The sequence below is a fragment of the Brevundimonas sp. UBA7507 genome, assembly GCF_002478355.1.
Taxonomy (GTDB): domain Bacteria; phylum Pseudomonadota; class Alphaproteobacteria; order Caulobacterales; family Caulobacteraceae; genus Brevundimonas; species Brevundimonas diminuta_D.
The window spans coordinates 1-24,435 of sequence record NZ_DLNP01000006.1; the positions used below are offsets into that span (position 1 = coordinate 1).

Annotated in this window: 15 protein-coding genes; 10 read left to right on the plus strand and 5 right to left on the minus strand. The window is 68.0% G+C overall.

Going from position 1 to position 24,435, the window contains the following annotated elements; genetic code table 11:
- Window positions 1-347 precede the first annotated feature (347 nt).
- The 10 genes from B3D50_RS03940 (at window position 348) to mnhG (ending at window position 20,870) form a co-directional block, all read left to right on the plus strand.
- Window positions 348-8,801 carry an SdrD B-like domain-containing protein gene (locus B3D50_RS03940; RefSeq protein WP_286949523.1) on the plus strand — a complete coding sequence of 2,818 codons (8,454 nt, stop codon included), beginning with the start codon at window positions 348-350 and terminating at the stop codon, window positions 8,799-8,801.
- The gene (locus B3D50_RS03945) at window positions 8,798-12,439 is read left to right on the plus strand and encodes a hypothetical protein (RefSeq protein WP_286949524.1); all 3,642 of its coding nucleotides are present in this window, start codon (window positions 8,798-8,800) and stop codon (window positions 12,437-12,439) included. The genes B3D50_RS03940 and B3D50_RS03945 overlap by 4 nt, the downstream gene beginning before the upstream one ends.
- A gap of 206 nt (window positions 12,440-12,645) precedes the next feature.
- On the plus strand, window positions 12,646-12,786 hold the full coding sequence (locus B3D50_RS03950; RefSeq protein ID WP_157678020.1) for a hypothetical protein: 141 nt from the start codon (window positions 12,646-12,648) through the stop codon (window positions 12,784-12,786).
- 232 nt (window positions 12,787-13,018) lie between these two features.
- Window positions 13,019-14,506, plus strand: a complete 1,488-nt coding sequence (locus B3D50_RS03955) for a catalase (RefSeq protein ID WP_286949526.1) — start codon at window positions 13,019-13,021, stop codon at window positions 14,504-14,506.
- 270 nt (window positions 14,507-14,776) lie between these two features.
- Complete coding sequence (locus B3D50_RS03960; protein ID WP_286949528.1) at window positions 14,777-17,737, plus strand: monovalent cation/H+ antiporter subunit A; 2,961 nt, start codon at window positions 14,777-14,779, stop codon at window positions 17,735-17,737.
- Window positions 17,734-18,078: a Na+/H+ antiporter subunit C gene (locus B3D50_RS03965; RefSeq protein ID WP_046654392.1), complete on the plus strand. Its 345-nt coding sequence runs from the start codon at window positions 17,734-17,736 to the stop codon at window positions 18,076-18,078. The genes B3D50_RS03960 and B3D50_RS03965 overlap by 4 nt, the downstream gene beginning before the upstream one ends.
- Complete coding sequence (locus B3D50_RS03970) at window positions 18,075-19,670, plus strand: monovalent cation/H+ antiporter subunit D (protein ID WP_286949531.1); 1,596 nt, start codon at window positions 18,075-18,077, stop codon at window positions 19,668-19,670. The genes B3D50_RS03965 and B3D50_RS03970 overlap by 4 nt, the downstream gene beginning before the upstream one ends.
- On the plus strand, window positions 19,667-20,164 hold the full coding sequence (locus B3D50_RS03975; RefSeq protein WP_138142084.1) for a Na+/H+ antiporter subunit E: 498 nt from the start codon (window positions 19,667-19,669) through the stop codon (window positions 20,162-20,164). Before B3D50_RS03970 ends, B3D50_RS03975 begins: the two co-directional genes overlap by 4 nt.
- A complete protein-coding gene (locus B3D50_RS03980) occupies window positions 20,161-20,442 on the plus strand; it encodes a K+/H+ antiporter subunit F (protein WP_003164215.1) in 282 nt (93 codons plus the stop codon). Before B3D50_RS03975 ends, B3D50_RS03980 begins: the two co-directional genes overlap by 4 nt.
- Window positions 20,439-20,870, plus strand: a complete 432-nt coding sequence (mnhG, locus tag B3D50_RS03985) for a monovalent cation/H(+) antiporter subunit G (RefSeq protein ID WP_286949533.1) — start codon at window positions 20,439-20,441, stop codon at window positions 20,868-20,870. The genes B3D50_RS03980 and mnhG overlap by 4 nt, the downstream gene beginning before the upstream one ends.
- On the opposite strand, the gene B3D50_RS03990 is transcribed toward mnhG, so the two are convergent.
- The 5 genes from B3D50_RS03990 to B3D50_RS04010 all read right to left on the minus strand — a co-directional run bounded on the left by B3D50_RS03990 (window position 20,830) and on the right by B3D50_RS04010 (window position 24,360).
- Complete coding sequence (locus B3D50_RS03990; protein ID WP_087139155.1) at window positions 20,830-21,117, minus strand: HPr family phosphocarrier protein; 288 nt, start codon at window positions 21,115-21,117, stop codon at window positions 20,830-20,832. The two genes, mnhG and B3D50_RS03990, sit on opposite strands and share 41 nt — an antisense overlap.
- Window positions 21,114-21,518, minus strand: coding sequence for a PTS sugar transporter subunit IIA (locus B3D50_RS03995; RefSeq protein ID WP_087139154.1), 405 nt, complete (start codon window positions 21,516-21,518; stop codon window positions 21,114-21,116). Before B3D50_RS03995 ends, B3D50_RS03990 begins: the two co-directional genes overlap by 4 nt.
- A gap of 77 nt (window positions 21,519-21,595) precedes the next feature.
- Entirely contained in the window at window positions 21,596-22,063 is a 468-nt protein-coding gene (locus B3D50_RS04000; protein ID WP_286949534.1) for an HPr kinase/phosphorylase, read from the minus strand.
- 10 nt (window positions 22,064-22,073) lie between these two features.
- Window positions 22,074-23,684, minus strand: coding sequence for an ATP-binding protein (locus B3D50_RS04005; protein WP_046654401.1), 1,611 nt, complete (start codon window positions 23,682-23,684; stop codon window positions 22,074-22,076).
- Window positions 23,653-24,360 carry a response regulator transcription factor gene (locus B3D50_RS04010; RefSeq protein WP_003164209.1) on the minus strand — a complete coding sequence of 236 codons (708 nt, stop codon included), beginning with the start codon at window positions 24,358-24,360 and terminating at the stop codon, window positions 23,653-23,655. The genes B3D50_RS04005 and B3D50_RS04010 overlap by 32 nt, the downstream gene beginning before the upstream one ends.
- Window positions 24,361-24,435: the final 75 nt, after the last annotated feature.

A 24,435-nucleotide genomic window follows, 5' to 3' on the forward strand; every position in this document is an offset into this window, starting at 1 on the left:
CGCCTCGGGGCTTTCTGCTGTCCGCGCCCGAAGCAACGGGTGCGGCAATGGCCTACGAGCTTCATTGCTGACCGCCGGTTCGGTAACTCTCTTAAGCAGAACCGGGTAAGTGCAAAATTGTAAATCTTTGTGAAATCAATAACTTAATCAAAGTTCTAGCGTGACCGTGGACGTCGTTTGGCGCTAACACGGCGGCTCATTCGACCTGTCGGGGGCGATGAGCGCAATGGTGGCGCGGAGCGGCGAAAGCCGATTCGGAAGCGGGGCTCGTCCATGGGCCCGGCGCAATGCTGCATGGTCGTTCTGGATCGCTCTCCGATTTTCCTGTCGAACGGGAGAGCCGAGACGTGTTGCAACTGTTGAACTCCTTCAAGCGCGTGGCGCTGCGCATGGCGCGGATCCTGGCGCCTCTGGCCTTGACGGGGGCGGCCGGCGTTGCGGCGGCGGCGGATCTTCAGGTTTCCGACTACACCTGGTCGCCCGATCCCGTGGCGAACGGCGCGCAGACTAGCTTCACCATCCGTGTGACGAACAATGGGCCGGGTTCGGTTGCAGACGCTGTCGTGACCGTCGCGGTCCCCTCGCACTTCGCGGTGCGGCCGGGCGATCTGCCGTCCTATTGCGGCCTGACGGGCGCTGTCGGGAGCCAGACGCTGACGTGCGCCTTGCCGCCGCTGGCGGCTGGGGACTTCAGCTTCGGCTTTGCCGCTGACGCGGTGGCCACGGGATCGCGCACCTCAACGGCGACGATCGCCAGCGACACCAATGTCGACAGCAACCCGCTCAACGACACGCTCGTGGTCTCGCCAGCGGTTCAGGCGGGGGCGGATCTCTCTGTCCTCAAGGATGACGGTGAGCCGGACGGCTCCATCCCCGGCGGCGGCATCCTGACCTACACACTCAACGTCACGAACAGCGGCCCGGACGCCACCGGCGCTATTCGGCTGATCGACAACCTGCCGGCGGCCAGCGATTTCGAATTCATGTCCGCGAGCGGCAGCCAGTGGGCCTGCGGCCACTCCGCCGGGATCGTGACGTGCGATTACACCGGACCGGCGACCATGGGGGCGTTGCCGCCCGTTAAGGTGACGGGGCGGGTGCTGGCGAGCGGCGGCACCATCACCAACAACGCGTTCGTCGAGTTGACCAGTCCGGCGGTTCTGGACCCGGCGCCGAACGACAACACTGCGCCTCCGGTCATCACGACGATTGAACCAGGCGCGGACCTCGTCGCGCAAAAGTCCATGGCGTCGACCATTATCCGGGGCGACAGCACGACCATCACCTTAGGCGTGAGAAACCTGGGACCGTTGACGGTGACCGGGGCGCTGATCGTCGATGAGATCGCGCCGGAGTTCGCGATCGGCTCGCTTCCCGCCGGCTGTTCGGCCGTGGGGCAGACGGTCACCTGCGTCGCGGGCGGCCTGTCTGTCGGCCAGGGCCAGAATTTCCAGATTCCCGTGACCGCGATCGCCGCGACTTCGGGCTCGGTCGTCAATTCGGTCAAGGTGACGCCGCCAGCCGGGGTGACGGACCCTGTGGGAGGCAACGACACGGCCAGCGCCGGCTACCGCATCGCCGAGCCGAGCTCGGATCTGAGCATCGCCAAGACCAAGGGGCCGAACCCGGTGGCCGCCGGCGAGATCATGACCAGCGCCATCAGGGTTCGCAACAACGGGCCGTCTGTTCTTAACTATAGTCCCGCCAACCCGCTCCGGATCACCGACACAGTAACGGCGGATGAGACCTATGTGTCAGCAGATGCGCCTTGGGTCTGTTCGCAGACCGGGCTTGAGATCGTCTGTGAACTGGCGGGGCCGGGATCTCTGGCGGTGGGCGCGGACGTCGTTCTGTCGCTGAAGACGAGGGCGGGCAGCGGCATCGACCTGGACCTGTCCAACCGGGCCTGCACGGGCGCGACGGGGGGCTCGACGGCTACGCCCTTGGACCCCAACGTCGATAATGATTGCGCCACGGCGGGTTCGCGTTCGACGCCGAACGCCGCTGACCTGGCGATCGTCAAGGAGGTCGGTCTCAGCCCGACAGGCCCGTGGACTCAGACGCCGGACCTGCCGGTCGCCGTCGCGGACAACGCCTTCTATATTCGCTTCACGGTCAGCAACCTGGGCGGCGATGTCGCGCGCACCGTGGTCGTCACCGACGACCTGCCGAACTTCATCAATGGCGGCGGCTTTATCACGGGCTTCGGCGTGGCGTCGGCGTCGCAGGGCGCGCCCGCCTATACGGCCGCGAACGGTCGTATCAGTTGGACCGTGACCGACCTGGCCGCCGGCGAGAGCGAAAGCGCCGTGGTCCGTGTCGGTCGACCGGTCGAAAGCGGCCGCTTCGACAACGTTGCTCGCGTGACGTCGCCGGACACGACTGAGCTCAATCTGGCGAACAATCAGTCGACGGCCGCCTATGACATAGCGCCGATCACGGACATCACCCTGGACGCCAAGACCATTGCGCCCAACCCGGCGCAGGTAGGCGTGGTGGCGACCTACACCATCAGCGTCCGCGGCAAGGGGCCGAACCCGGCCGCGAGCGTGGTGGTCAAGGACGTCATCGATCCGGCGCGATTTGAGCTGATCGGGCCGCCGATCGCGACCAAGAGCGGGGCCACGTGCGTCAAGATCGATGCGAACGGCGAGATCACCTGTGACATGGGGACGATCAACCGCGGCCAGACCTATCAGATTCTGCAGCAGGTCCGGGCCCGCTTCCCCTTCGGCGGCGCCACCTCCGGCTTCCCGATCAGTCACGTCAACACGGCGACGGTGACGACGACCACGACGGAATCGAACACGGACAACAATAGCGTGGAGCTGACCCACGACGTGTCCGCTCCGATCATGGACCTGGCCGTCACCAAGCAGGAGCCGAGCGCCGCCTTTGATCCGATGCCTTTCGGTTCGGAGCTGGTTTATGACCTGCGCGCCTCCAACTTCGGCCCCTCGCGCGCGGGAAATATCGTCATTACGGACATTCCCGCTCCGCCGGCCGGCTATACGATGAGCCTGTCGCGGTTCGAGGTGAACCCTGTGGGCGCCAACAGCGGCCTGACCCTTTACACGCCCCCGGCTCCGGCCTGCGTGACGGTCAGCGCCAACATTGAATGCCGCCTGCACGGGACCGATCCGGCGTTGAACTATCTGGACGAGCGTCGCCAGGTCGTTTTCCGCCTGCATATGGCGGTGACGGGTCCGGCGCCGACCGGGCCCATGACCTTCTCCAACAGCGCCGAGATCGTGTCGCTGGAGCAGGACAATACGACGGTGAGCCAGGCCGACCGTGAGCTGGCCAACAATACGGCGGTCCAGACGACGACGGTCCTGCCTGCGACGGATCTCGAGGTGGTCAGCAAGACCCGCGTCACGGATTCCCCGGTTCAGATCAACCAGCCGGTCGAGTATCGCATCGTGGTGCGTAACAACGGCGTCTCGCCGACGACCCAGGTGCGCGTCACCGACCAATTGCCCAGCGGCTGGACCCGTGTGGGCGGCGAGACCGTCATGACCAGCGGTTCGGCGGCCGTTTCGGCGATGAATTGCTCGGGCACGAGGACCGTCCTGTGCGTGCTGGACGGCCTGTTCCCCGGCAACGGCGACGTCGTGACCCTGACTGTGTTCGCCAAGGCGGCCTATCCCTACGCCGGCGCGCTGGATACGGACCTGACCAATACGGCTCGCATCGCTCCTGGGCGAGACGGCGATGGCGTGGAGATCAGCCGCGACACCGATCCCAACAACAACTCCAAGACCGAGACGACCCGTGTCGCCCAGTCCTCGATCGCGGGCGTGGTTTATCGCGACGACAATCTGAACGATGTGGTCGACAGCGGCGAAGGCATGGGCGGAGTCCGCCTGACGCTGACCGGGACCGATGCCTTCGGCAACGCCGTCACGGCGCGCGCCACGGATACGAACGCGACGGGCGCCTTCGTCTTCGATCGTCTGCCTGAAGGCGTCTACCAGATCGTGGAGACCCAGCCCGCCGGCGTGTTCGACCGCAATGAGACCGTCGGCTCGGCGGGGGGCGTGGTGAACAACGCCGCCTACGGCAGCACGCCGACGACCAACGTCATCGCGGACATTAACCTGCCCGCCGTCACCCAGGCGACGGGATATCTGTTCCAGGAGATCGGCGCTGCGCGCGTGTCGGGCTACGTCTATCGCGACGTGAACAATAACGGTCTGCTCGACGCGGGCGAGGCGGGTTTCGCGCCCGGCGACTTCGCCTCGGCGCCGCATATCCGTCTGACGGGCGCTGACTATGCGGGCGGGGCGGTGAATCTGACCGCGTCGGTCGACGCCGACGGTCATTACGTCTTCAACTCCGTGCCGCCTTCGGGTGCGGCCGAGTACACGATCACGCAGCTGATCCAGCCCAATGGCGCGTCCGACGGTCTGGACGCCAACGGCGGGAACGCCGTGATCCCCGGCTCCAGCGGCCGTACGGTGCCGGAAGCTTTCGACATCGGCCTGGTGGCGCCGGGCTCGAATCTGACCGGGCGCAACTTCGGCGAATTGCCGACCTCGACGCTGGGCGGCATGGTCTTCCTCGACCCGGACGCCGACGCCACTCGCGCGACGACGGAAACGACCGGCCTGGCCGGAGCGATCGTCCGGCTGAACGGGACCAACGACCTGGGGCAGGCGGTGGATTGCTCCATCACCACCACGGCCACGGGCCTGTACCGCTTCCCGAACGCAGCGGACGCCTCGCCGATCTGCCAGGTGCTGCGTCCCGGCGACTATCAGCTGGCGATCACGCCCGCGCCGGGTCTGACCCATACGGGCGCCTATGTCGGCGCCCTGGGCGGGACGTCGAACGGAGTGGCGGGACCGAATGCGGCCTCGCCCGGCCTGACGGCCGTCGGCATCAGCGACATCGTCGTGTTCGCCGGTTCGACCGCCTCCAACTATGACTTCGGCGGCACGGGCCAGGGGCTGAGCGGCTATGTCTATATCGATCGCGACGCCAGCGGCGTCCGCGATGCGGGCGAGGCCGGGATTCCGGGCGTGACCATGACCCTGTCCGGCGTGACGGCGAACGGTCAGGACGTCTGCGATCTGGCTGACTGCACGGCCGTCACCGATGCGACGGGCGGCTTTATCTTCCTAGGCGTTCCGGGGTCGGACGCGACCGGCTACACCCTGACCGAGCAGGCCCAGAACACGCCGCCCCTGTCGAACTTCTTCGATGGTCAGGAAGGCGTGGGCAGTGTCGGCGGTGAGGTCGGAAACGACGTCATCCGCGGCATCGTCCTGCCGACCGGCGGCCTAGGGGCCAACTACGCCTTCGGCGAACTGCCGGGCTCGCTGGCCGGCGGCGTCTTCATCGACGCCAATGACGACGGCGCGCGCCAACCCGGCGAGACCGCCGTGTCGGGCGTGACCGTCACCCTGTCGGGCGTGACGGCGGACGGTCAGGACATCTGCGCCTGGCGCGCGGCGCTCGACCCGGCCCAGACCTGCGTCGTCGTTACAGACGCGGACGGCGCCTATCGGTTCGATGATCTGCCGAAGGGAATCTACGCCCTGACGGAAAGCCAGCCGACCCAGTTCGCCGACGGCCGTGAAGGCGTGGGCAGCGTCGGCGGCGTGGCGCCCAATACGGTGTTCGACGCCTCTGCGGCGGCCAACGCCATCACCGCCATCACTCTGGAGGCGGGCCAGAAGGGCGTGGACTATGTCTTCGGTGAACGCGCTGTGGTGATCACCGGCACGGTCTACAAGGATCCGCAGCGTGACGGCGTGAACGGCGGCGGCGAGCCTCCGATTCCCGGCGTGACGATCGAACTGGTCAAGGACGGCGTGGTCATCGCCACGACGACGACCGGACCGGACGGAACCTACAGCTTCGTCGACCTGCCCGGCGGCGATTACACGGTCCGCGAGATCCAGCCCGACGGCTACGGCTCCTCGACGCCCAATGAGGTGGCGGTGAATCTGACGCCGGGCGCCGCCCAGGTCGTGGACTTCGGCGAGACCGTCAGCAGCATCGCGGGTCATGTCTTCGTCGACGCCAATGACGACGGCGTGCGCCAGGCGGGCGAGGCTTCGATCGCGGGCGTGGTCGTGACCCTGACGGGGACGGACGCAGCCGGTGAATCGGTCACGCGCACGGCGACGACGGACGCGGCGGGCGAGTGGCGCATCGACGACCTGCTGGCTGGAAACTACCAGCTGACGGAGGCCCAGCCTGAAGGCTTCGCCGACGGTCGCGATAGCGCGGGCTCGGTCGGCGGTCTGGTCGAGGTCGACGGCGATCGTATCCACGGCATCGTCCTTCCGACGGGCGTGGACGCGACCGACTACGCCTTCGGCGAGCGGGGGCAGGGGCTGAACGGCACGGTCTATGTGGACGTGAACCTGGACGGCTCCAACGGGCCCGGAGACCGTCCTCTGGAAGGCGTGGTGGTCGAACTGCGCAAACCCTCGGGCGAACTGGTGGCCACGACGACCACCAGCCCGGACGGCTCCTACAGCTTCGGCGACATTCGCGGCGGCGACTACGTCGTGGTCGAGATTCAGCCGGAAGGTTACGGCGAGGGACCGGAGAACCCCTCCAATCGTGTGCCTGTGACCATCCGTCCCGACCAGGCGCCTCCCGCCGTCGACTTCGGCGAGCGGACAGGGGCGCTGTCGGGTCTGACCTACAACGACACCAACAACAACGGCGTCCATGACGCGAACGAGCCTGTGATCGGCGGCGTCACCCTGACGCTGACGGGAACGGACGCGCGCGGCGAAAGCGTCACCCGCACAGTCGTCTCGGGGCCCGATGGAGCCTATCGCTTCACCGATCTGCCGGGCGGCGCCTATACGGTCACGGAGACCCAGCCGGACGGCTATGACGACGGTCTCGACACCCCCGGCACGTCCGGCGGTCTGTCCGACGGCGGCGACGTCATCTCCGGTATCGTCCTGGCCCCCGCAGCCGAGGCGACCGGCTATCTGTTCGGCGAGCGTGGCGCGGATGCGGCCATCTCCGGCTCGGTCTGGATGGACGCCGACCATGACCGCGCACGCGGCGGCGGCGAGGCCCCTCAGTCCGACTGGACCGTGGAGCTGTTCCTGAATGATGTGCTGATGGACACGGTCCGTACCGGCGCCGACGGCGGCTACGCCTTCACCGGCGTGGCGCCCGGCTCGGGCTATGCGGTTCGCTTCCGCCATCCGCAGAACAATGCGGCCTACGGCGGCGCGCGTCCGAACGAGACCGGCGCGACCTTCGTCGACGGCGTCGTCTCGGCCTCGAACGCGGGCGGCGCGACGCTGAAGGATCGCGAACTGACGGGCGTCACCCTGCAGCCCGGCGCGACCGTGCCGCAGCAGTCCTTGCCGCTGGATCCCTGGGGCGTCGTCTATGACGCTGTCCGCCGGACCCCGGTGCAGGGCGCGGTGGTCGAGATCAACGGTCCCGCCGGCTTCGATCCGGCCCAGCATCTGCTGGGCGGCTCGGGCTCCGCGCGCCAGACCGTCGACGCCCTGGGGCTGTATTACTTCCAACTGCTTAATGCGGCTCCGGCGGGCGTCTACACCCTGTCGGTGACGCCGCCCAACGGCAGCTACAACCCGATCCAGCCGTCCAGCATCCTGCCGCCATGCGTCGGGCCGCTGACGGTCCATGCGACGCCGGACCCCATGCTGGTCTCGACCAGCAACGGCCCGCCGCCGGCGGGCACAGCTGAGAACTGCGCCACCGGCACGATGACGACCGGCTATGTCCTGTCGCTGAATCTGACGCCGGGCGTCTCGGCCAATGTCGTCAACAACAACATTCCTCTGGACCCGATCCTGGAGGGGGCGATCGAAGTCACCAAGACGACCCCGATGGTCAACGTCGTGCGCGGCGGTCTGGTCCCTTACGTCATCACGGCCCGCAATACGCTGGCCGGGACGGTGCCGGGCGTGACTTTGACGGATCGCACGCCGGCCGGCTTCCGCTATCGCGAGGGCAGCGCCCGCATCGACGGCGCGGCGGTTGAGCCGATCCAGAACGGCCGCCTGCTGACCTGGAACGACCTGACCTTCGCGGCGGGCGAGACCAAGCGTCTGGAGCTGATCCTGGTGGTCGGCGCGGGCGTGGTCGAGGGCGAGCACGCCAACGTCGCCTTTGCGGTGAACCCGATCGTCGATCAGGTCATCTCCAACCTGGCCGAGGCCACGGTGCGGATGATCCCCGACCCCGACTTCGACTGCACCGACATCCTGGGCAAGGTGTTCGACGACCGGAACGGCAACGGCGTTCAGGACGACGGCGAACCGGGTCTGCCGGGGGTGCGTCTGGCGACGGCGCGCGGTCTGCTGATCACCACGGACGCCGAGGGCCGGTATCACATCACCTGCCCGATGATTCCGAACGAGGACCGCGGCTCCAACTTCATCGTGAAGCTGGACGACCGAACCCTGCCGACGGGCTACCGCGTCACCTCGGGCAATCCGGAAACGGTGCGCCTGACGCGCGGCAAGTTCGCCCGCCTGAACTTCGGCGCCGGCCTGCACCGCGTGGTCCGTCTGGACCTGAACGGCGAGGCCTTCGACGGCGAGGCTCTGCGTCCGGAGTTCGAACAGCAGTTCGAGAGCCTGATCGCGGCCCTGGCCGAGCGTCCTTCGGTTCTACGCCTGGCCTACGCTTCGAGCGGCGAAAGCGCGGACCTGATCAAGGACCGCGTCGCCCAGGTCCGTCGTCGTCTCCAGGACCGCTGGAACGATGAGCGCGGCCGCTACCGACTGGTCGTCGAAGAGGAGACCGTCGTCCTGTCCACCCCTCGTGAGGGAGGCGTGCAATGATCCGCGCGTCGAACAAGCTGCTGACCGCCCTGCTGATGGGCGGGTCAGCCATCGCCCTCGCGACGGGCGTCCAGGCCCAGGACGCCGTCGCTGACGATCGCAAGGTCTATTGCGGACGCGACACCGACCGCCCCTGCGGTCCGGTGGCGGACGATGCGGCGCTGGAGCGTCGCGGCGTCGGCTCCAACCTGGAAGCGGCGGATCGCGGGGCGGCCGGGCCGTTCCGCGTCAGCATCGACGGGGAAGGGGAGGGCGGCGACGATCTGCGCGCCGATCGCCAGCGCCGTCAGGACATGGCCCTGGCTGGATCAGATGTGCGGGTTCAGGCCACGGCCTTCGACGTGCGTCCGGTCCTAAGCATCGTCGCCGACCAGCCTGTGATCCGCGCCGGCGACGCCGTGCGCTTCTTCACCCTCAGCAACTATGCGGCCTATATTGATCGCGCCGAGGTTCGCATCTTCCGCGCCGATCAGAGCGTCGAGGAGACGCCTCTGACCGTCATTCCGGCGCGTCTGGGCGAGCCGGTGCTGTGGACGACCGAGCGTGATCAACCGGGTGAGCATCGCTATCGCTATGTGTTGCGCGTCTATGACGCCGAGGGACGCTACGACCAGACTTCGGCCCTGACGCTGGACGTGACCCATGCGGTGAATGTCGCCAAGCCGGACATCCACGCAGGGCCTCTGTTCGAGAACATGCGCGTCGTCGACGCCATCTCGGTCAAGGGCGCCGCCGTCACCCTCAGCGGCGAGGTCGAGGACGCTGCAACCCGCGTCACCGCCTTCGGGACCGTGGTTCCGGTCGACCGCACGGGCCGCTTCATGGTCCAGCAGATCGTCCCTGCCGACACCGCCGCCGTCGCCGTTCAGGTGGCGCGTCCCGGTCAGGCCCCGGTCGATCTGGTGCGCGAGATCGTCCTGCCGCGCACCGACCGCTTCTTTGTCGGCATCGCCGACATCACGGCGGGCAGCCGCAGCTTCGACGCCGCCAAGCATGAATTGCTGGGCGATGCAGGCGATCACCGCAACGACTTCGTCGACGGTCGTCTGGCCTTCTACTTCAAGGGCGTGGTTCGTAACGACTGGCGCCTGACGGCCTCGGCTGACACCGGCGAGCAGCCGCTGAAGAGCCTGTTCGACGGCTTCCTGGAAAAAGATCCGCGCTCGCTGCTGCGCCGCATCGACCCGGAAATGCACTATCCGGTCTATGGCGACGACTCGGTCACGGTCGAGGACGCCCCGACCTATGGCCGCTTCTATGTGCGGGCCGAGAATGAGAACACCGACGCCATGTGGGGCGTGTTCCAGAGTCGTCTGGGCGGCAATGAGCTGATCCGTCACCAGCGGACCCTGTACGGCGCCAATCTGGACTGGCGCAGCGATGCGGTGACCGCCACCGGCGAGCGTCGCACCGAGGTCACGGCCTTCGCCGCCGATCCCGGCACCGTGGCCAGCCGTGAGGACTTCGCTTCGACCGGGGGGTCGGTCTACTTCTTCCGCAACCGCGACATCGCGCCGGGCTCGGAGCGGGTCTTCCTAGAAGTCCGCGACAAGGATTCCGGCCTGGTGCTGGAGCGTCAGGAACTGATCGCCGCCCGCGACTATGAGGTGAACTACCTTCAGGGCCGGGTCATCATGCGCAACCCGCCGCCGATGACGGCGGACTCGAATAGCTTCGTGTCCCAGTCGTCGCTGGCCGGGAACCCGGTCTGGGTCGTGGCCACTTATGAGTACTCGCCGGGCCTGACCCGTCCCGAGGCCTTCACCACGGGCGGGCGGGCGCAGCACTGGCTGAACGATCGTCTTCGCGTGGCGGGCAGCGCCTATCATCAGGGCGAGGATCAGGCGTCGCAGGATCTGTTCGGCGTCGACATCCTGTATCAGCACGCGCCCAACAGCTTCGTGAAGCTGGAGTTCGCCCAGGCCGACGGGCCCGGCGACGGCGCCTTCCTGTCGTCCACCGGCGGCTATGACTTCACCAAGGTCCAGACCGAGGCGGACAAGGCCAACGCCGTCAGCCTGACCTTCGCCGGTCAGTTGGACGAACTGGGGCTGGAGCGCGACGGCCGCTTCGGCGGCTATTGGAAAACGCGTGAGGCGGGCTTCTCGGCCCCCGGCGAGCTGACCTTCGGCGAGACCTTGGATCAGTACGGCGGCGTCTTCGACATGGCGCTCAGCGACACGGTTCGCCTTCAGGCCAAGGGCGACGTCACCGACGGCCGCCTGACCGAGCGTCATGCGGTCGAGGTCGGCCTGCGTCGCGAGACGGCGGCGGGCTGGTTCGGCTCAATCGGCGTTCGCTCGGACAAGCAGCAGGGCCAGCGCACGCCCTACAGCCCGCTGTACGTGCCGCCGCCTAGCGAAGGCGCGCGCACCGATGCGGCCGTCACGGTCGGCTATCGTCACACCCCTGATCCCGAGACGCCGAACGTCGAACAGCGCGACGCGCCCTGGGCCGTCTGGACCTTCGCCCAGGCGACGCTGGACCACGACGGCGGTCGGGAATCCAACGACCGCTTCGGCCTCGGCGGCGAGGTGCAGGTCTATGACCGGCTCAAGTTCAAGGGCGAGGTCTCGGACGGCGACATGGGCTTCGGCGCCGACGTGCGGGCCGACTTCGCCATGACGGATCGCGGCAGCCTCTATCTGGGCTACGCCCTGGCCGGCGAGAACCCCGACGCCATGACCGGCGGTCGTCTGGGCCGCCTGACCGGCGGCGCGCGTCAGCAGATGGGCGAGAAGACCAGCGTCTTCGCCGAGCAGCGCTATGATCACGGCGACGGCCCGACCGGCTGGACCCAGGCCTATGGCGTCGACTTCAGCCCCATCGAGGCCTGGACCTTCGGCGCGCGCTACGAGACCGGCTCGCTAGCCGACGCCCTGGGGCAGGAGATCGACCGCATGGCCATCGGCGCCACCGCCGACTATGGCAGCGACCGCCTGCGCTGGGCCTCGGCGCTTGAATACCGCAAGGACGAGGGCGATACGGTCGGCGAGCGCACCACGGTCGCCACCCGCAACCAGGTGACCTACAAGGCCACGCCGTCGCTGCGCCTGTTCGCCAAGGCCAACATCTCCCTGTCCAACTCGGATCAGGCGATGGCGATGAACGCCGACTACTATGAGCTGGCGCTGGCCGGGGCCTATCGTCCGGTTGCTGATGACCGACTGAACCTGCTGGCCAAGTACACCTATCTGGCCGACCTGCCGTCGCCGGCCCAGGTGGACGCCCTGGGTCAGTCGCTGGACTACGCCCAGCGCAGCCACATCGCCGCGATCGACGGCACCTATCAGGTCACGCCGCGTCTGGCGGTCGGGGCCAAGGTCGCCTGGCGCCTGGGCGAACTGCGCGCCTCTCGCGACGAGAGCGCGCCCTGGTTCGACAGCGAGGCGGTCTTCTGGGCCGTGCGCGCCGACTATCAGATCGTCCGCCGCTGGGATGTCCTTGTTGAAGTGCGCGAGCTGTCGATCAAGGAGGCTCACGACAGCCGTCTGGGCGCTTTGGTCGGAGTCTATCGCCACTTCGGCGACCACGTGAAGCTGGGCCTAGGCTACAACTTCACCGACTACTCCGACGATCTGGGCGACCTCAGCTACGACGAACGGGGCTGGTTCATGAACCTGATCGGCAAGTTCTGAGGCGGAACGTCGCCCCGGAGCGGAAGCGCGGGCTTTTGCTTCGGGGCGTCATCAGAAACCGACCTCCAACTTAGAAGGTCATCTGTCGAGCGATGTTCCGCCAAACTTCTGTCGCTGAAACTTGGCCGGACCGCCGTGGAAATGTGCGCGGATCATCATAGAGCCACCCTAGCGTTCAGCATCATCGCAGACGGGGGCTGACGGGCATGAAGTTCGCTATTTCACCACGGGCGATCGCGCCCCTGACGATCGCGGGTCTGGCGCTGGCGACGGCGGTTCTGATTGCCGTCGTCCCCGGCCAGGCGCAGGCCGCCGAGACGCTCCAGGCCGCGCACCGCCTGCTGTGACGCTGGCCGGAACGGCTGGGGCCTAAGGTCGTTCTGCCTGATGTCGCCTGCTGAGATCGCTGACCCGGAGCTTGATCCGGCGAGGTCGGCTGCGCCGTCGTGGGCGCTTTACCGACCCGTCAGAGCAGCTGTCTTTTCAGCGACAGGGACGGTTGCAATTTCACGCCTCTGGTCCATCTCATAAGCCAAGCTCGGCTGTGGGTGACGCGGCGGGCGGCAGAGGAGACAGGCGATGACCCAACAGAAATCAGACTCCACGACGGGCGCGGGCGCTCCGGCGGTCAGTGATCGGAACTCGCTTACCGTCGGGCCGAACGGGCCCGTGGTGCTGCACGACGTGCACTTCCTGGAGCAGATGGCGCACTTCAACCGCGAGAAGGTTCCCGAGCGCCAGCCCCACGCCAAGGGCTCGGGCGCGTTCGGCGTGTTCGAGACCACGCACGACGTCTCGGCCTATACGAAGGCCTCGCTGTTCCAGCCGGGCGCGAAGACCGAAATGCTGGCGCGCTTCTCGACCGTGGCGGGCGAGCAGGGCAGCCCCGACACCTGGCGCGACGTGCGCGGCTTCTCGCTGAAATTCTATACGGACGAGGGCAACTACGACCTGGTCGGGAACAACACCCCGGTCTTCTTCGTGCGCGATCCGATGAAGTTCCCGCACTTCATCCGCAGCCAGAAGCGCCTGCCGGACTCCGGTCTGCGCGACAACCACATGCAGTGGGACTTCTGGACCAACAATCCCGAGTCGGCGCACCAGGTGACCTATCTGATGGGCGTGCGGGGCCTGCCGCGCACCTGGCGTCAGATGAACGGCTACGGCTCCCACACCTATATGTGGATCAACGCTGCGGGTGAGAAATTCTGGGTCAAGTATCACTTCCACACCCGTCAGGGCATGGCCTTCTTCTCCAACGCTGAGGCCGCCGCCATGGCGGGCGCCGACGCCGACTTCCACCGCCGCGACCTGTTCGACGCCATCGCGCGCGGGGACCATCCGGTCTGGGATCTGTCGGTTCAGGTCATGCCCTACGCCGAGGCGGCGACCTATCGGTTCAACCCCTTCGACCTGACCAAGACCTGGTCGCACAAGGACTATCCGCTGATCCCGGTCGGCGTGATGACGCTGAACCGCAATCCGGAGAACTTCTTCGCCCAGATCGAACAGGCGGCCTTCTCGCCCGGCAACACCGTGCCTGGCATCGGCCTGTCGCCGGACAAGATGCTGCTGGGCCGGGCCTTCGCCTACAACGACGCCCAGCGGAACCGCATCGGCACCAACTTCCACCAGCTTCCCGTGAACCAGCCCAAGGTTCCGGTGAATGCCTATATGTTCGACGGGCAGATGGCCTATCACCACTCGGGCGCCCAGCCGGTCTATGCGCCCAACAGCGGCGGCCGCACCTGGTCGGACGAGACCGGCCCGGTTCATGACGGCTGGGAGGCCGACGGCGAACTGGTCCGCAGCGCCTATACGCTGCACGCCGAGGACGACGACTTCACCCAGCCGGGCGTCCTGGTGCGCGAGGTGTTCAACGACGACCAGCGCGCACAGTTGGTCGATCAGGTGGCGGGCAGCCTGCTGGGCGGCGTGCGTTCCCCGGTGCTGGAGCGCGCTTTCGATTATTGGAAGAGCATCGACCCCGACGTCGGCGGCCGTATCGAGGCGGCGGTGCGGGCGGGCGGCGCCCCGCGCCCGGCCGAGGGCATGGGCGAAGGCTGACGCCTGACATCCAAGGCCTGAATTGAAGCGCCCCCCGTTCCCGGATCGGAGCGGGGAGGCGTTCGACATCTGCGGGCGCGTCCGCGCGTGTTGACAATGATTGTCGAGCGCAATGTGATGGTTTTCGCGTCCTAATCGCTCCTGCTACGGTCACAATCGCGCCAACTCGTCGCTTTGACGCAAGCGCGTCATTTCCCTTAGGAAAAACTCTGGCAGAACGATGAGGCGCGATCCGCAGCCTTTCGGACGCCGTCCCAAAATCTTTCGGAGATGATCGACACGCCCGTGCCCGCCAGCTTCCTCCTGCTCGTCATCCTGCTCCTGCCCTTCATCGGGGCCATGATCGCCTCGGGTCTGCCGCGTCACGCACGGACCTCTGCGGCCGTCCTGTCATGGATCATCGCGCTGATCAGCGTCGGCTGTCTGGCGGTGCTCTGGCCCAGGTTCCAGGACGGGGAGGTGCTGAAGCTGACCCTGGCCTGGTTGCCGTCGCTGGGGGTCAATCTGACCATTCGTCTGGACGGCCTGTCCTGGCTGTTCAGCGCCCTGATCCTGGGGATCGGCGCGCTCGTGGTCCTGTATGCGCGCTACTACATGTCGCCGAAGGATCCAGTGCCGCGCTTCTTCTCCTTCCTGCTGGCCTTCATGGGCGCCATGCAGGGCGTGGTGCTGTCGGGCAATCTGATCCAGCTGGTCGTCTTCTGGGAGCTGACCAGTCTCTTCTCCTTCCTGCTGATCGGCTACTGGCATCAGAACGCCTCGGCGCGAGAGGGCGCGCGCATGGCCCTGACCATCACCGCCACGGGCGGCGTGGCCCTGCTGGTCGGCATGATCCTGATCGGGCGCATCGTCGGCAGCTATGAGCTGGACGCCGTCATCGGCGCACGCGACGTCATCCTGGCCAGCCCGATGTATCCGGTCGCCCTGGGTCTGATCCTGATCGGCGCCCTGACCAAGAGCGCCCAGTTCCCGTTCCACATCTGGCTGCCGCGCGCCATGGCGGCGCCGACGCCGGTCAGCGCCTATCTGCACTCGGCGACCATGGTGAAGGCGGGCGTCTTCCTGCTGATGCGGTTCTGGCCCGTCTTCGGCGAGACCGAGATGTGGTATTTCGTGGTCGGCGGCCTGGGGCTGACGACCCTGCTGGTCGGCGCCTGGTGCGCCATCTTCCAGCACGACCTGAAGGGCCTGCTGGCCTATTCGACCATCAGCCACCTGGGCCTGATCTGTCTGCTGCTGGGCCTGGGGTCGGACCTGGGCGCCATCGCCGCCATCTTCCACACCATCAACCACGCCACCTTCAAGGCCTCGCTGTTCATGGCGGCGGGCATCATCGACCACGAGGCCGGCTCGCGCGACATGCGCAAGCTCAGCGGCCTGATCCGCTTCATGCCCATCACCGCCACCCTGGCCATGGTCGCCGCCGCCGCCATGGCGGGCGTGCCCCTGCTGAACGGCTTCCTGTCCAAGGAGATGTTCCTGGCCGAGGCCCTGGCCAGCACTCAGACCTCGGCGCTGAACCAGGCCCTGCCGGTGCTGGCGACCCTGGCGAGCGCCTTCAGCGTCCTCTATTCGCTGCGCTTCATCCATACGACCTTCTTCGGCCCGCCGCCGACCGAGCTGGATCGCGTCCCGCACGAGCCGCCGGGCTGGATGCGGCGTCCGATCGAGGTGCTGGTGGCCCTGTGTCTGCTGGTCGGCGTCTTTCCCGCCGTCACCGTCGGTCCCTTCCTGCGCAGCGCCGCCGTGACCATGCTGGGCTTCGATCTGCCCTATTACAGCCTGGCCCTTTGGCACGGCTTCAACCTGCCGCTGCTGCTCAGCGTCATCGCCATGGCGGGCGGGATCGGCCTGTACGCCGTGTTCGGCAAGGCGCTGAACGCCAATCCGCGCGGCGGCCCCTGGGGCATGAAGCGGCTGAACGGCGGCTATCTGTTCGAGCGGTCCCAGGTCATCCTGATGGACCTGTCGCAGTGGATCGTGCGCTGGCTGGGCGCGCAGCGCCTACAGCCGCAACTGCGCCTGATTCTGCTGACGGCCCTGCTGTCGACGGCTGTGGCGGCGGCGGGCGGCTTCGTGCTCACCTGGCCCGAGTTCCGCGTTCCCCAGGCGCACAACCTGGCCTTCGCCGCCTTGTGGCTGGCGGGCGGGGCCTGCGCCCTGGCCGCCGCCTGGCAGGCCAAATATCACCGCCTGGCCGCCGTCATCCTGATGGGCGGGGCCGGCCTGGCCAGCTGTCTGACCTTCGTCTGGCTGTCGGCGCCCGATCTGGCCCTGACCCAGCTGGTGGTCGAGGTGGTGACGACGGTGCTGCTGCTGCTGGGGCTGCGCTGGCTGCCCAAGCGGCTGGCCGAGATCCATGTGCCCGAGTCCGAGCAGCGCCGCGCGCGCTGGCGCCGTCGTCTGGACCGGGGGATCGCCGTCTGCGCCGGCGCCGGCGTGGCCCTGATCGCCTGGGCCGTCATGGTGCGCCCGCCGGTCGAGGGCGTGTCGCGATTCTTCGTCGAGAAGGCCTATGAGGAGGCGGGGGGCCGCAACGTCGTCAACGTCATCCTGGTCGACTTCCGCGCCTTCGACACCTTCGGCGAGATCACCGTCCTGGGCGTCGTCGGCCTGACGGTGCTGGCCCTGTTGCGTCGCTTCCGCCCGGCCAGCGACAGCCTGTCCCAGCCGATGCAGAAGCGGGTGCAGGACGCCTCGGATCGCGCCCGCGAAGGCCGCACCGAGGGCGACACCCTCAGCGACACCATGCTGATCCCCGGCGTGGTGATGCGCTGGCTGTTCCCCTTCATCATCCTGCTGGCCGTGCACCTGTTCTTGCGCGGTCATGACCTGCCCGGCGGCGGCTTCGCGGCGGGGGTGGCGCTGTCGATCGCCTTCATCCTGCAATACATGTCGTCCGGCGCTCGCTGGGTGGAGGAGCGGCTGGAGATCCGCCCGATCATCTGGATCGGCGTCGGCCTGCTGCTGGCCGCGCTCAGCGGGGCGGTGGGCTGGATCTTCGATCAGCCCTTCCTGACCACCTATTTCCAGTACGCCGACCTGCCGCTGCTGGGCCGCGTGCCGCTGGCCAGCGCCGTCCTGTTCGACCTGGGCGTGGTGGTGCTGGTGGTTGGCGCTACGGTGCTGGTGCTGGTCGCCCTGGCCCACCAGTCGCTGCGCCGCGCGCGCATCGAGGAAGCCGAGGCCGAAGCGGAAGCCGAGGCCGAGCAGAAGGGAGGGGCGCAATGACCCAGATCGTCCTGGCCCTGGCCATCGGCGTCCTGACCGCCTCAGGCGTGTGGCTGATGCTGCGCCCGCGCACTTTCCAGGTCATCATCGGCCTGTCGCTGGTCTCCTATGCGGTCAACCTGTTCATCTTCTCCATGGGGCGGCTGCGCTCGGCCGCGCCGCCGATCACCAGCAAGGGCGCGGAAGACCCGGCCCTCTACGCCGATCCGACGCCCCAGGCCCTGGTGCTGACGGCCATCGTCATCAGCTTCGCCCTGACCGCCCTGTTCCTGGTGGTGTTGCTGGCCTCGCGCGGCGAGACCGGCAGCGACCATGTCGACGGCCAGGAGGCGCCCGAATGACCGACTGGCAGGAACATCTGATCATCGGGCCGATCGTCCTGCCCATGGTCATCGCCGCGGCCATGCTGCTGTTCGACGAGCGTCGCCGCCTGCTGAAGGGCGGCCTCAGCCTCTTCGCCATGGCGGCCATCCTGGCCATGGCCCTGGCCCTGCTGCACGAGAGCGCGACCGGGGCGACGGGCGGGGGCGACACCGCCCGCGTCTATCAACTGGGCGACTGGCCGGCGCCGTTCGGCGTCGTCCTGGTGGCGGACCGTCTGTCGACCCTGATGGTGGCCCTGACCAGCGTCCTGGGCGCCTGTTCCCTTATCTTCGCCCTGGCGCGATGGGACCGGGCGGGGCCGCGTTTCCACGCCCTGTTCCTGCTGCTGGTCATGGGGGTCAATGGCGCCTTCCTGACGGGCGACCTGTTCAACCTGTTCGTCTTCTTCGAGATCATGCTGGCGGCCTCCTACGGCCTGGCGCTGCATGGGTCGGGCGAGGCGCGCATCCGGGCGGGCCTGGCCTATATCGCCGTCAACCTGACGGCCTCCATGCTGTTCCTGATCGGGGTCAGCCTGATCTACGGCGTGACCGGCACCCTCAACATGGCCGATCTGGCCGTGCGCATCCCCCAGATCGCCGAGGCGGATCGGGGCCTGTTCCACGTCGGCGCGGCCGTCCTGGGCGTGGCCTTCCTGACCAAGTGCGCCATGTGGCCGCTGGGTTTCTGGCTGACCACCACCTATTCGGCGGCCAGCGCCCCGGCGGCGGCCGTCTTCGCCATCCTGTCCAAGGTCGGCGCCTATGTGATCATCCGCCTCAGCTTCCTGCTGTTCGCGCCGGACAGCGGCGCCTCGGCCGGGTTCGGTCAGTTGTGGATTCTGCTGGGCGGGCTGGCGACCATCGGCTTCGGCACGGCGGGGATGATCGCCGCGCGCGACCTGTCGATCGCCGCCGCCTACGCCGTCATCGTCTCGTCGGGCACGGTGTTGGCGGCCGTCGGCATCGGCAACGCCGACGTCCTGGGCGGGGCGGTCTTCTACCTGATCGGCTCGACCCTGGCCTGCGGCGCCCTGTTCATGCTGGCCGAGGTGCTGAACCGGGGCCAGGATCCCGGCGCGCGTTCGGGCCGGGCCGTGTTCGAGGACGAGTACATCGACCCCTTTGACGACGAAGAGCGCAACGAGCCCGGTCTCGTCATCCCGGCGGCCGTGGCGGCTCTGGGCGGCGCCTTCCTGATCTCGACCCTGATGATCGCGGGCTTGCCGCCGCTGGCGGGCTTCATCGGCAAGCTGGCGATGATGGACGCCCTGTCGGGCGTCGGCGGCTGGGCGGGCTATACGGTGATCGCGGCCCTGTCCCTGGCGTCGCTGGGCGCCCTGATCGGGCTGACGCGCCTGGGCATGGCGGCCCTGTGGGCGCGGGACGACGACGCCGAGCCGGCGGTCGTGGTCGGCGCCGCAGAGGGCGTGGCCATCGCGGGCCTGCTGGCGGCCTGCATCTTTCTGGCGATCTTCGGCGAGGCGGGCTTCGCCTATGCCGACCACACGGCCGACTGGTTGGTGCGCCCCGACGCCTATGTCCGCGCCGTGCTGGGAGGCGGCTCATGATCCGGGCGGTCCTGCCGCATCCCATTCTGTCGCTGGCCCTGTTCGGGGCCTCGCTGTTGCTCAGCGGATCGGCCGCGCCGCCGTCCCTGGCCCTGGCCCTGCTGATGGCCCTGGCCGCGCCTCACATCATGCGCGCTCTGGAGGTCGAGCCGGTTCGCGTCAGAAAGCCGCTGACCCTGCTGAGCTTCGCCGTGGTGGTGATGCGCGACATCATCCGGTCGAACTGGGAGGTCGCCCTGGTCGTGCTAGGGCTGAACGCTTCGCGCGACCGCCGCGTCTCGGGCTTCGTCCATATTCCGCTGGAGATGCGCGACCGCTACGGCCTGGCGGTGCTGGCGGTGATCATCACCAGCACGCCGGGCACCATCTGGGTCGAGTATGAGGACGCGACGGGCGTGCTCCTGCTGCACATCCTCGACCTTCGGGAGGGCGACGACTGGGAGGACCGCATCAAGAACCGCTATGAGCGCCGCCTGATGGAGATCTTCGAATGAGCGGCGCCGTTTTCTACTGGGCGCTGGTTCTGGCGCAGCTGTTCCTGGCCGGTGCGGCCCTGATCGGCGTCTGGCGCATCGCCAAGGGGCCGCGCGCCCAGGACCGCATCCTGGGGCTGGACACCCTCTATCAGGCGGGGATGCTGCTGATCGTCGCCTTCGGGGTGCGGACGGGCAGCCATCTGTATTTCTATGCGGCGGTGATCATCGGCATGCTGGGCTTCACCTCCTCGGTCGCCCTGGCCAAATTCCTGATGCGCGGCGAGGTGATCGAATGAGCGGCTTTCCCGCAAACGTCCCGGCCTGGGCGGCGCTGCTGGCGGCGGGGCTGGTGCTGGCCGGTTCCGGCCTGACCTTCATCGGCGCATTAGGCCTGGTGCGGCTCAAGACCTTCTACGAGCGGGTTCACGCCCCGACGCTGGGGGCGACGCTGGGCATGTTCCTGATCCTGGGCGGATCGGTGGTCTATTTCACCGCGGCCGAGGGGCGGTTCATGCCGGTCGAGCTGCTGGTGGCGGTCTTCTTCACGGTGACGACGCCGGTGACGCTGATCATCCTGGCGCGCGCGGCCCTGTTCCGCGACCGCACCGATCGTTCGGGCGAAGGGGTGCGGGTGCCGCTGGAGGGCGAATGCGCCGGCGTGGTCCGCACGCCGCCGGACCTGACTACTGATCCTCGTCGAAGCGACGCGCCACAAGATCGGTGAGGGCGGCGACGGCCTCGGCGGCGTCCGGCCCTTCGGCCTTCACCTCGACGCCGCAGCCGATCCCGGCGCCCAGCATCAGAAGACCCATGATCGAGCGGGCGTCCACGGTCACGCCGTCGCGCGTCACCTGGATTTCGGATTCGAACTCGGAGGCCAGTTTGACGAACTTGGCCGAGGCGCGGGCGTGCAGGCCGCGCTGGTTGCAGATGTTCAGCACCGCCTGGGCGGAAGGGGCGACGTCGCTCATTTCTCGCCCGCCAGCACCCACGACGCCACGGAGATGTATTTGCGGCCCGCATCCTGAGCGTGAGCCACGCAGGCCTCCAGCGTCTCGCGGCCGCGCACGCTGGCCAGCTTGATCAGCATGGGCAGGTTCAGCCCGGCGATGACCTCGGCGCCGGTCTGCTCCATCACCGAGATGGCCAGGTTGGACGGCGTGCCGCCGAACATGTCGGTCAGCAGGATGACGCCCTCGCCTTCATCGACGGCGGCGGCGGCGTCGACGATGTCGCGGCGGCGCCGCTCCATGTCGTCGTCAGGGCCGATGCAGATGGCGGCGACGCCGCGCTGCGGCCCCACCACGTGCTCCATCGCCGACAGGAATTCGGAGGCCAGGCCCCCGTGGGTGACGATCACCAGCCCGATCATATAGGCTTCACCAAAGACATCCCCAGCTCGTCTCGACGAGCGACAAGCCTCGTTTCATAGGGCAATCGCGGCGCGGATCAAAGGGCGCCGTCGTCGCGCCCTAACGGACGCTTTGCGACGAGCTCCATGGCCGCCGTCACGACCAGTGGCGCCGAGGCCGGACGCGGGTCCATAACCAGGCGTGGAATCGCGATTCCGTCGATCACGTCCTGGTCCGCTTCGGGAATCCGCTCGACCGGTTCATGGGTCAGATGCAGCGACAGGGCGATCCGCGTCAGGGGCAGGAAAGGCCGGCTGACGACGCCCAGGCCGCGCACCTCCATCCGTCCGGCGATGGTCGCGGGCGCGACGGCGTAGAGGGCGCCCTCGCAGGCGAAGACCTCGACCCAGTCATCGCCGACCAGCCGCCAGCCGTTCTGCATCAGCCGCAGGGCCAGGTCGCTCTTGCCCGCGCCGGATCGTCCCCGGATCAGCACGCCGCGCCAGGCGCCGTCGAGGCGGGTGGCGACGACGGTGGCGTGCAGGGGCTGGCGCGGTGCGGTCATGAGCGTCGGATCACGGGCGCTTGCCCGTCGCCGGCAACCGCACCTCGAAGCGGGCGCCGACCACGGCGCCGTCGGGACCGGTGCGGTTCTCGGCGTGGACATGCCCGCCGTGGGCGTCGATGATCTGGCGCACGATGGCCAGGCCCAGGCCCGAGTTGGCGCCGAAGGCCGTGCCCTTGGGCCGCGAGGTGTAGAAGCGCTCGAACACCGTCTCCAGGTTGTCGGCCGGGATGCCGGGGCCGTCGTCCTCGACGCGGACGCGCAGGGGCAGGTCGGGCTGGCTGTCGTCGCGTTCCAGGCTCACCCGCACTTCGCCGTCGGGCGGGCTGAAGGAGCGGGCGTTGTCGATCAGGTTGCGGAACACCTGCCCAAGAGGAATGTCGCGGCCGATGACGCGGGCGCTGTCGGCGGTCGAGACGAAGCGCACCGGGGGCTCGCCCGGCTTCTGTCCGGCCTCATAGACGCCGATGATGTCGCCCAGCAGCTCCTTCAGATCGATGGCGCGCGGGCGGTCGCGCGACAGTTCGGCGTCCAGGCGCGAGGCGTTGGAGATGTCGGTGATCAGGCGATCCAGCCGCCGCACGTCCTGCTGCAGCAGATTGGTCAGGCGGGCCCGCTGCTCATCGGTCTTGACCAGGGGCAGGGTCTCCAGCGCCGATCGGATCGAGGTCAGGGGGTTCTTGATCTCGTGGCTGACGTCGGCGGCGAACCGCTCGATGGCGTCCATGCGGGTCGACAGGGTGTCGGTCATGGACTCAAGCGCGCGGGCCAGGTCGCCGATCTCGTCGCGACGATCCTCGAGGTCGGGCAGGGAGATGGCGCGGGCGCGCTGCAGGCGCACCTGATCCGCCGCCGCCGACAGCCGCATCACCGGCCGCGCCACGAACAGGTGCAGCACCAGCGACGCCAGCAAGTTCACCGCCAACGCCACCAGGGCGAAGGGCATCAGGGCGCGGCGTTGCGCGTCCAGGGTGGCGTTGACGTCGCCGGCTTCCAGGGTCAGCACGCCCAGCACCTGCTGCACATGGCGCACGGGCAGGGAGACGGAGACGACGCGCTCGCCCTCTTCGTTTCGGCGGATGGCGGCCTGAGGCGTGCCCTGCAGGGCGCGCTCGACCTCGGCCGACAGTTCCGCATCGGCGCGGGCCAGGCGCGCGGTCTCGCGCGGCGACGGCTCGGACGGCGCCAGGGCCGTGCCTGCCGGGTTGGCCGGGGGCAGAGGGGCGCCGGGAATGGTGTCGCTGACCCGGAAGGAGTCCGACACCTCGATGCCGTCCATGTCGAACAGGCGGGCGCGCTGGCCCGCCGGGATGAAGTTGTCGCGCAGCCACAGGGCGGCCGCGCGATCGTCCAGCATGGGATAGGGGTCGCCCTGGGTGATGCCCAGTTCGCCCAGGACGTTGGCGAGCAGTTCTGCCTGGACGCCGAGCGATTCCTGGCGCGCCTCGATCAGACCGCGCCGCCACTCGTTGAGCAGCAGGGCGCCGCCGAACAGAATCAGCAGGCTGAGAAGATTGAGGGCCAGGATGAAGCCGCCCAGGCGCGAGCCGCCGAAGCGGAATCGGCGCCGGGCCGGGGCGTCTTCAGGTTCAGCTCTCGCGGTAGCGGTATCCGACGCCATACAGGGTCTCGATAGCGTCGAACTCAGGATCGACCATGCGGAACTTCTTTCGCATCCGTTTCACATGGCTGTCGATGGTGCGGTCGTCGACATAGACCTGATCGTCATAGGCGGCGTCCATCAGATTGTCGCGGCTCTTCACGAAGCCGGGGCGCTGGGCCAGGGCCTGCAGCAGCAGGAACTCGGTGACGGTCAGCTTCACGGGCTTGCCGTCCCAGGTCGATTCGTGGCGCGCCGGATCCATCGACAGCTTGCCGCGCTTGATCGCCTTGCCGGCTTCGACGGCGGCGGGATCGACGGGGTCCAGACCTTCCACGCCCGCGCGGCGCAGCAGGGCCTTCACCCGCTCGATCAGCAGGCGCTGGCTGAAGGGTTTGTGGATGTAGTCGTCGGCGCCGAGGTTGAAGCCGAGGATCTCGTCGATCTCCTCGTCCTTGGACGTCAGCATGATGACTGGAATGCTGGAGGTCTGACGCAGGCGGCGCAGCACTTCCATGCCGTCCATGCGGGGCATCTTGACGTCCAGGATGGCCAGATCCGGCGGGGTGGTCTCCAGCGCTTCCAGGCCCGAGGCGCCGTCGTGATAGGCGGTCACCGTATGGCCGTGGCTTTCCAGCGCCAGTGAGACGGAGGCCACGATGTTCTCGTCGTCGTCGACCAGGGTGATGTTAGCCAAGGGCTTCTCCTTAGTGCGGGCGGGGCGATCGCGTGATCGGCCGCCGTATCCGGTAACGCACGGCAAGCGTAACCG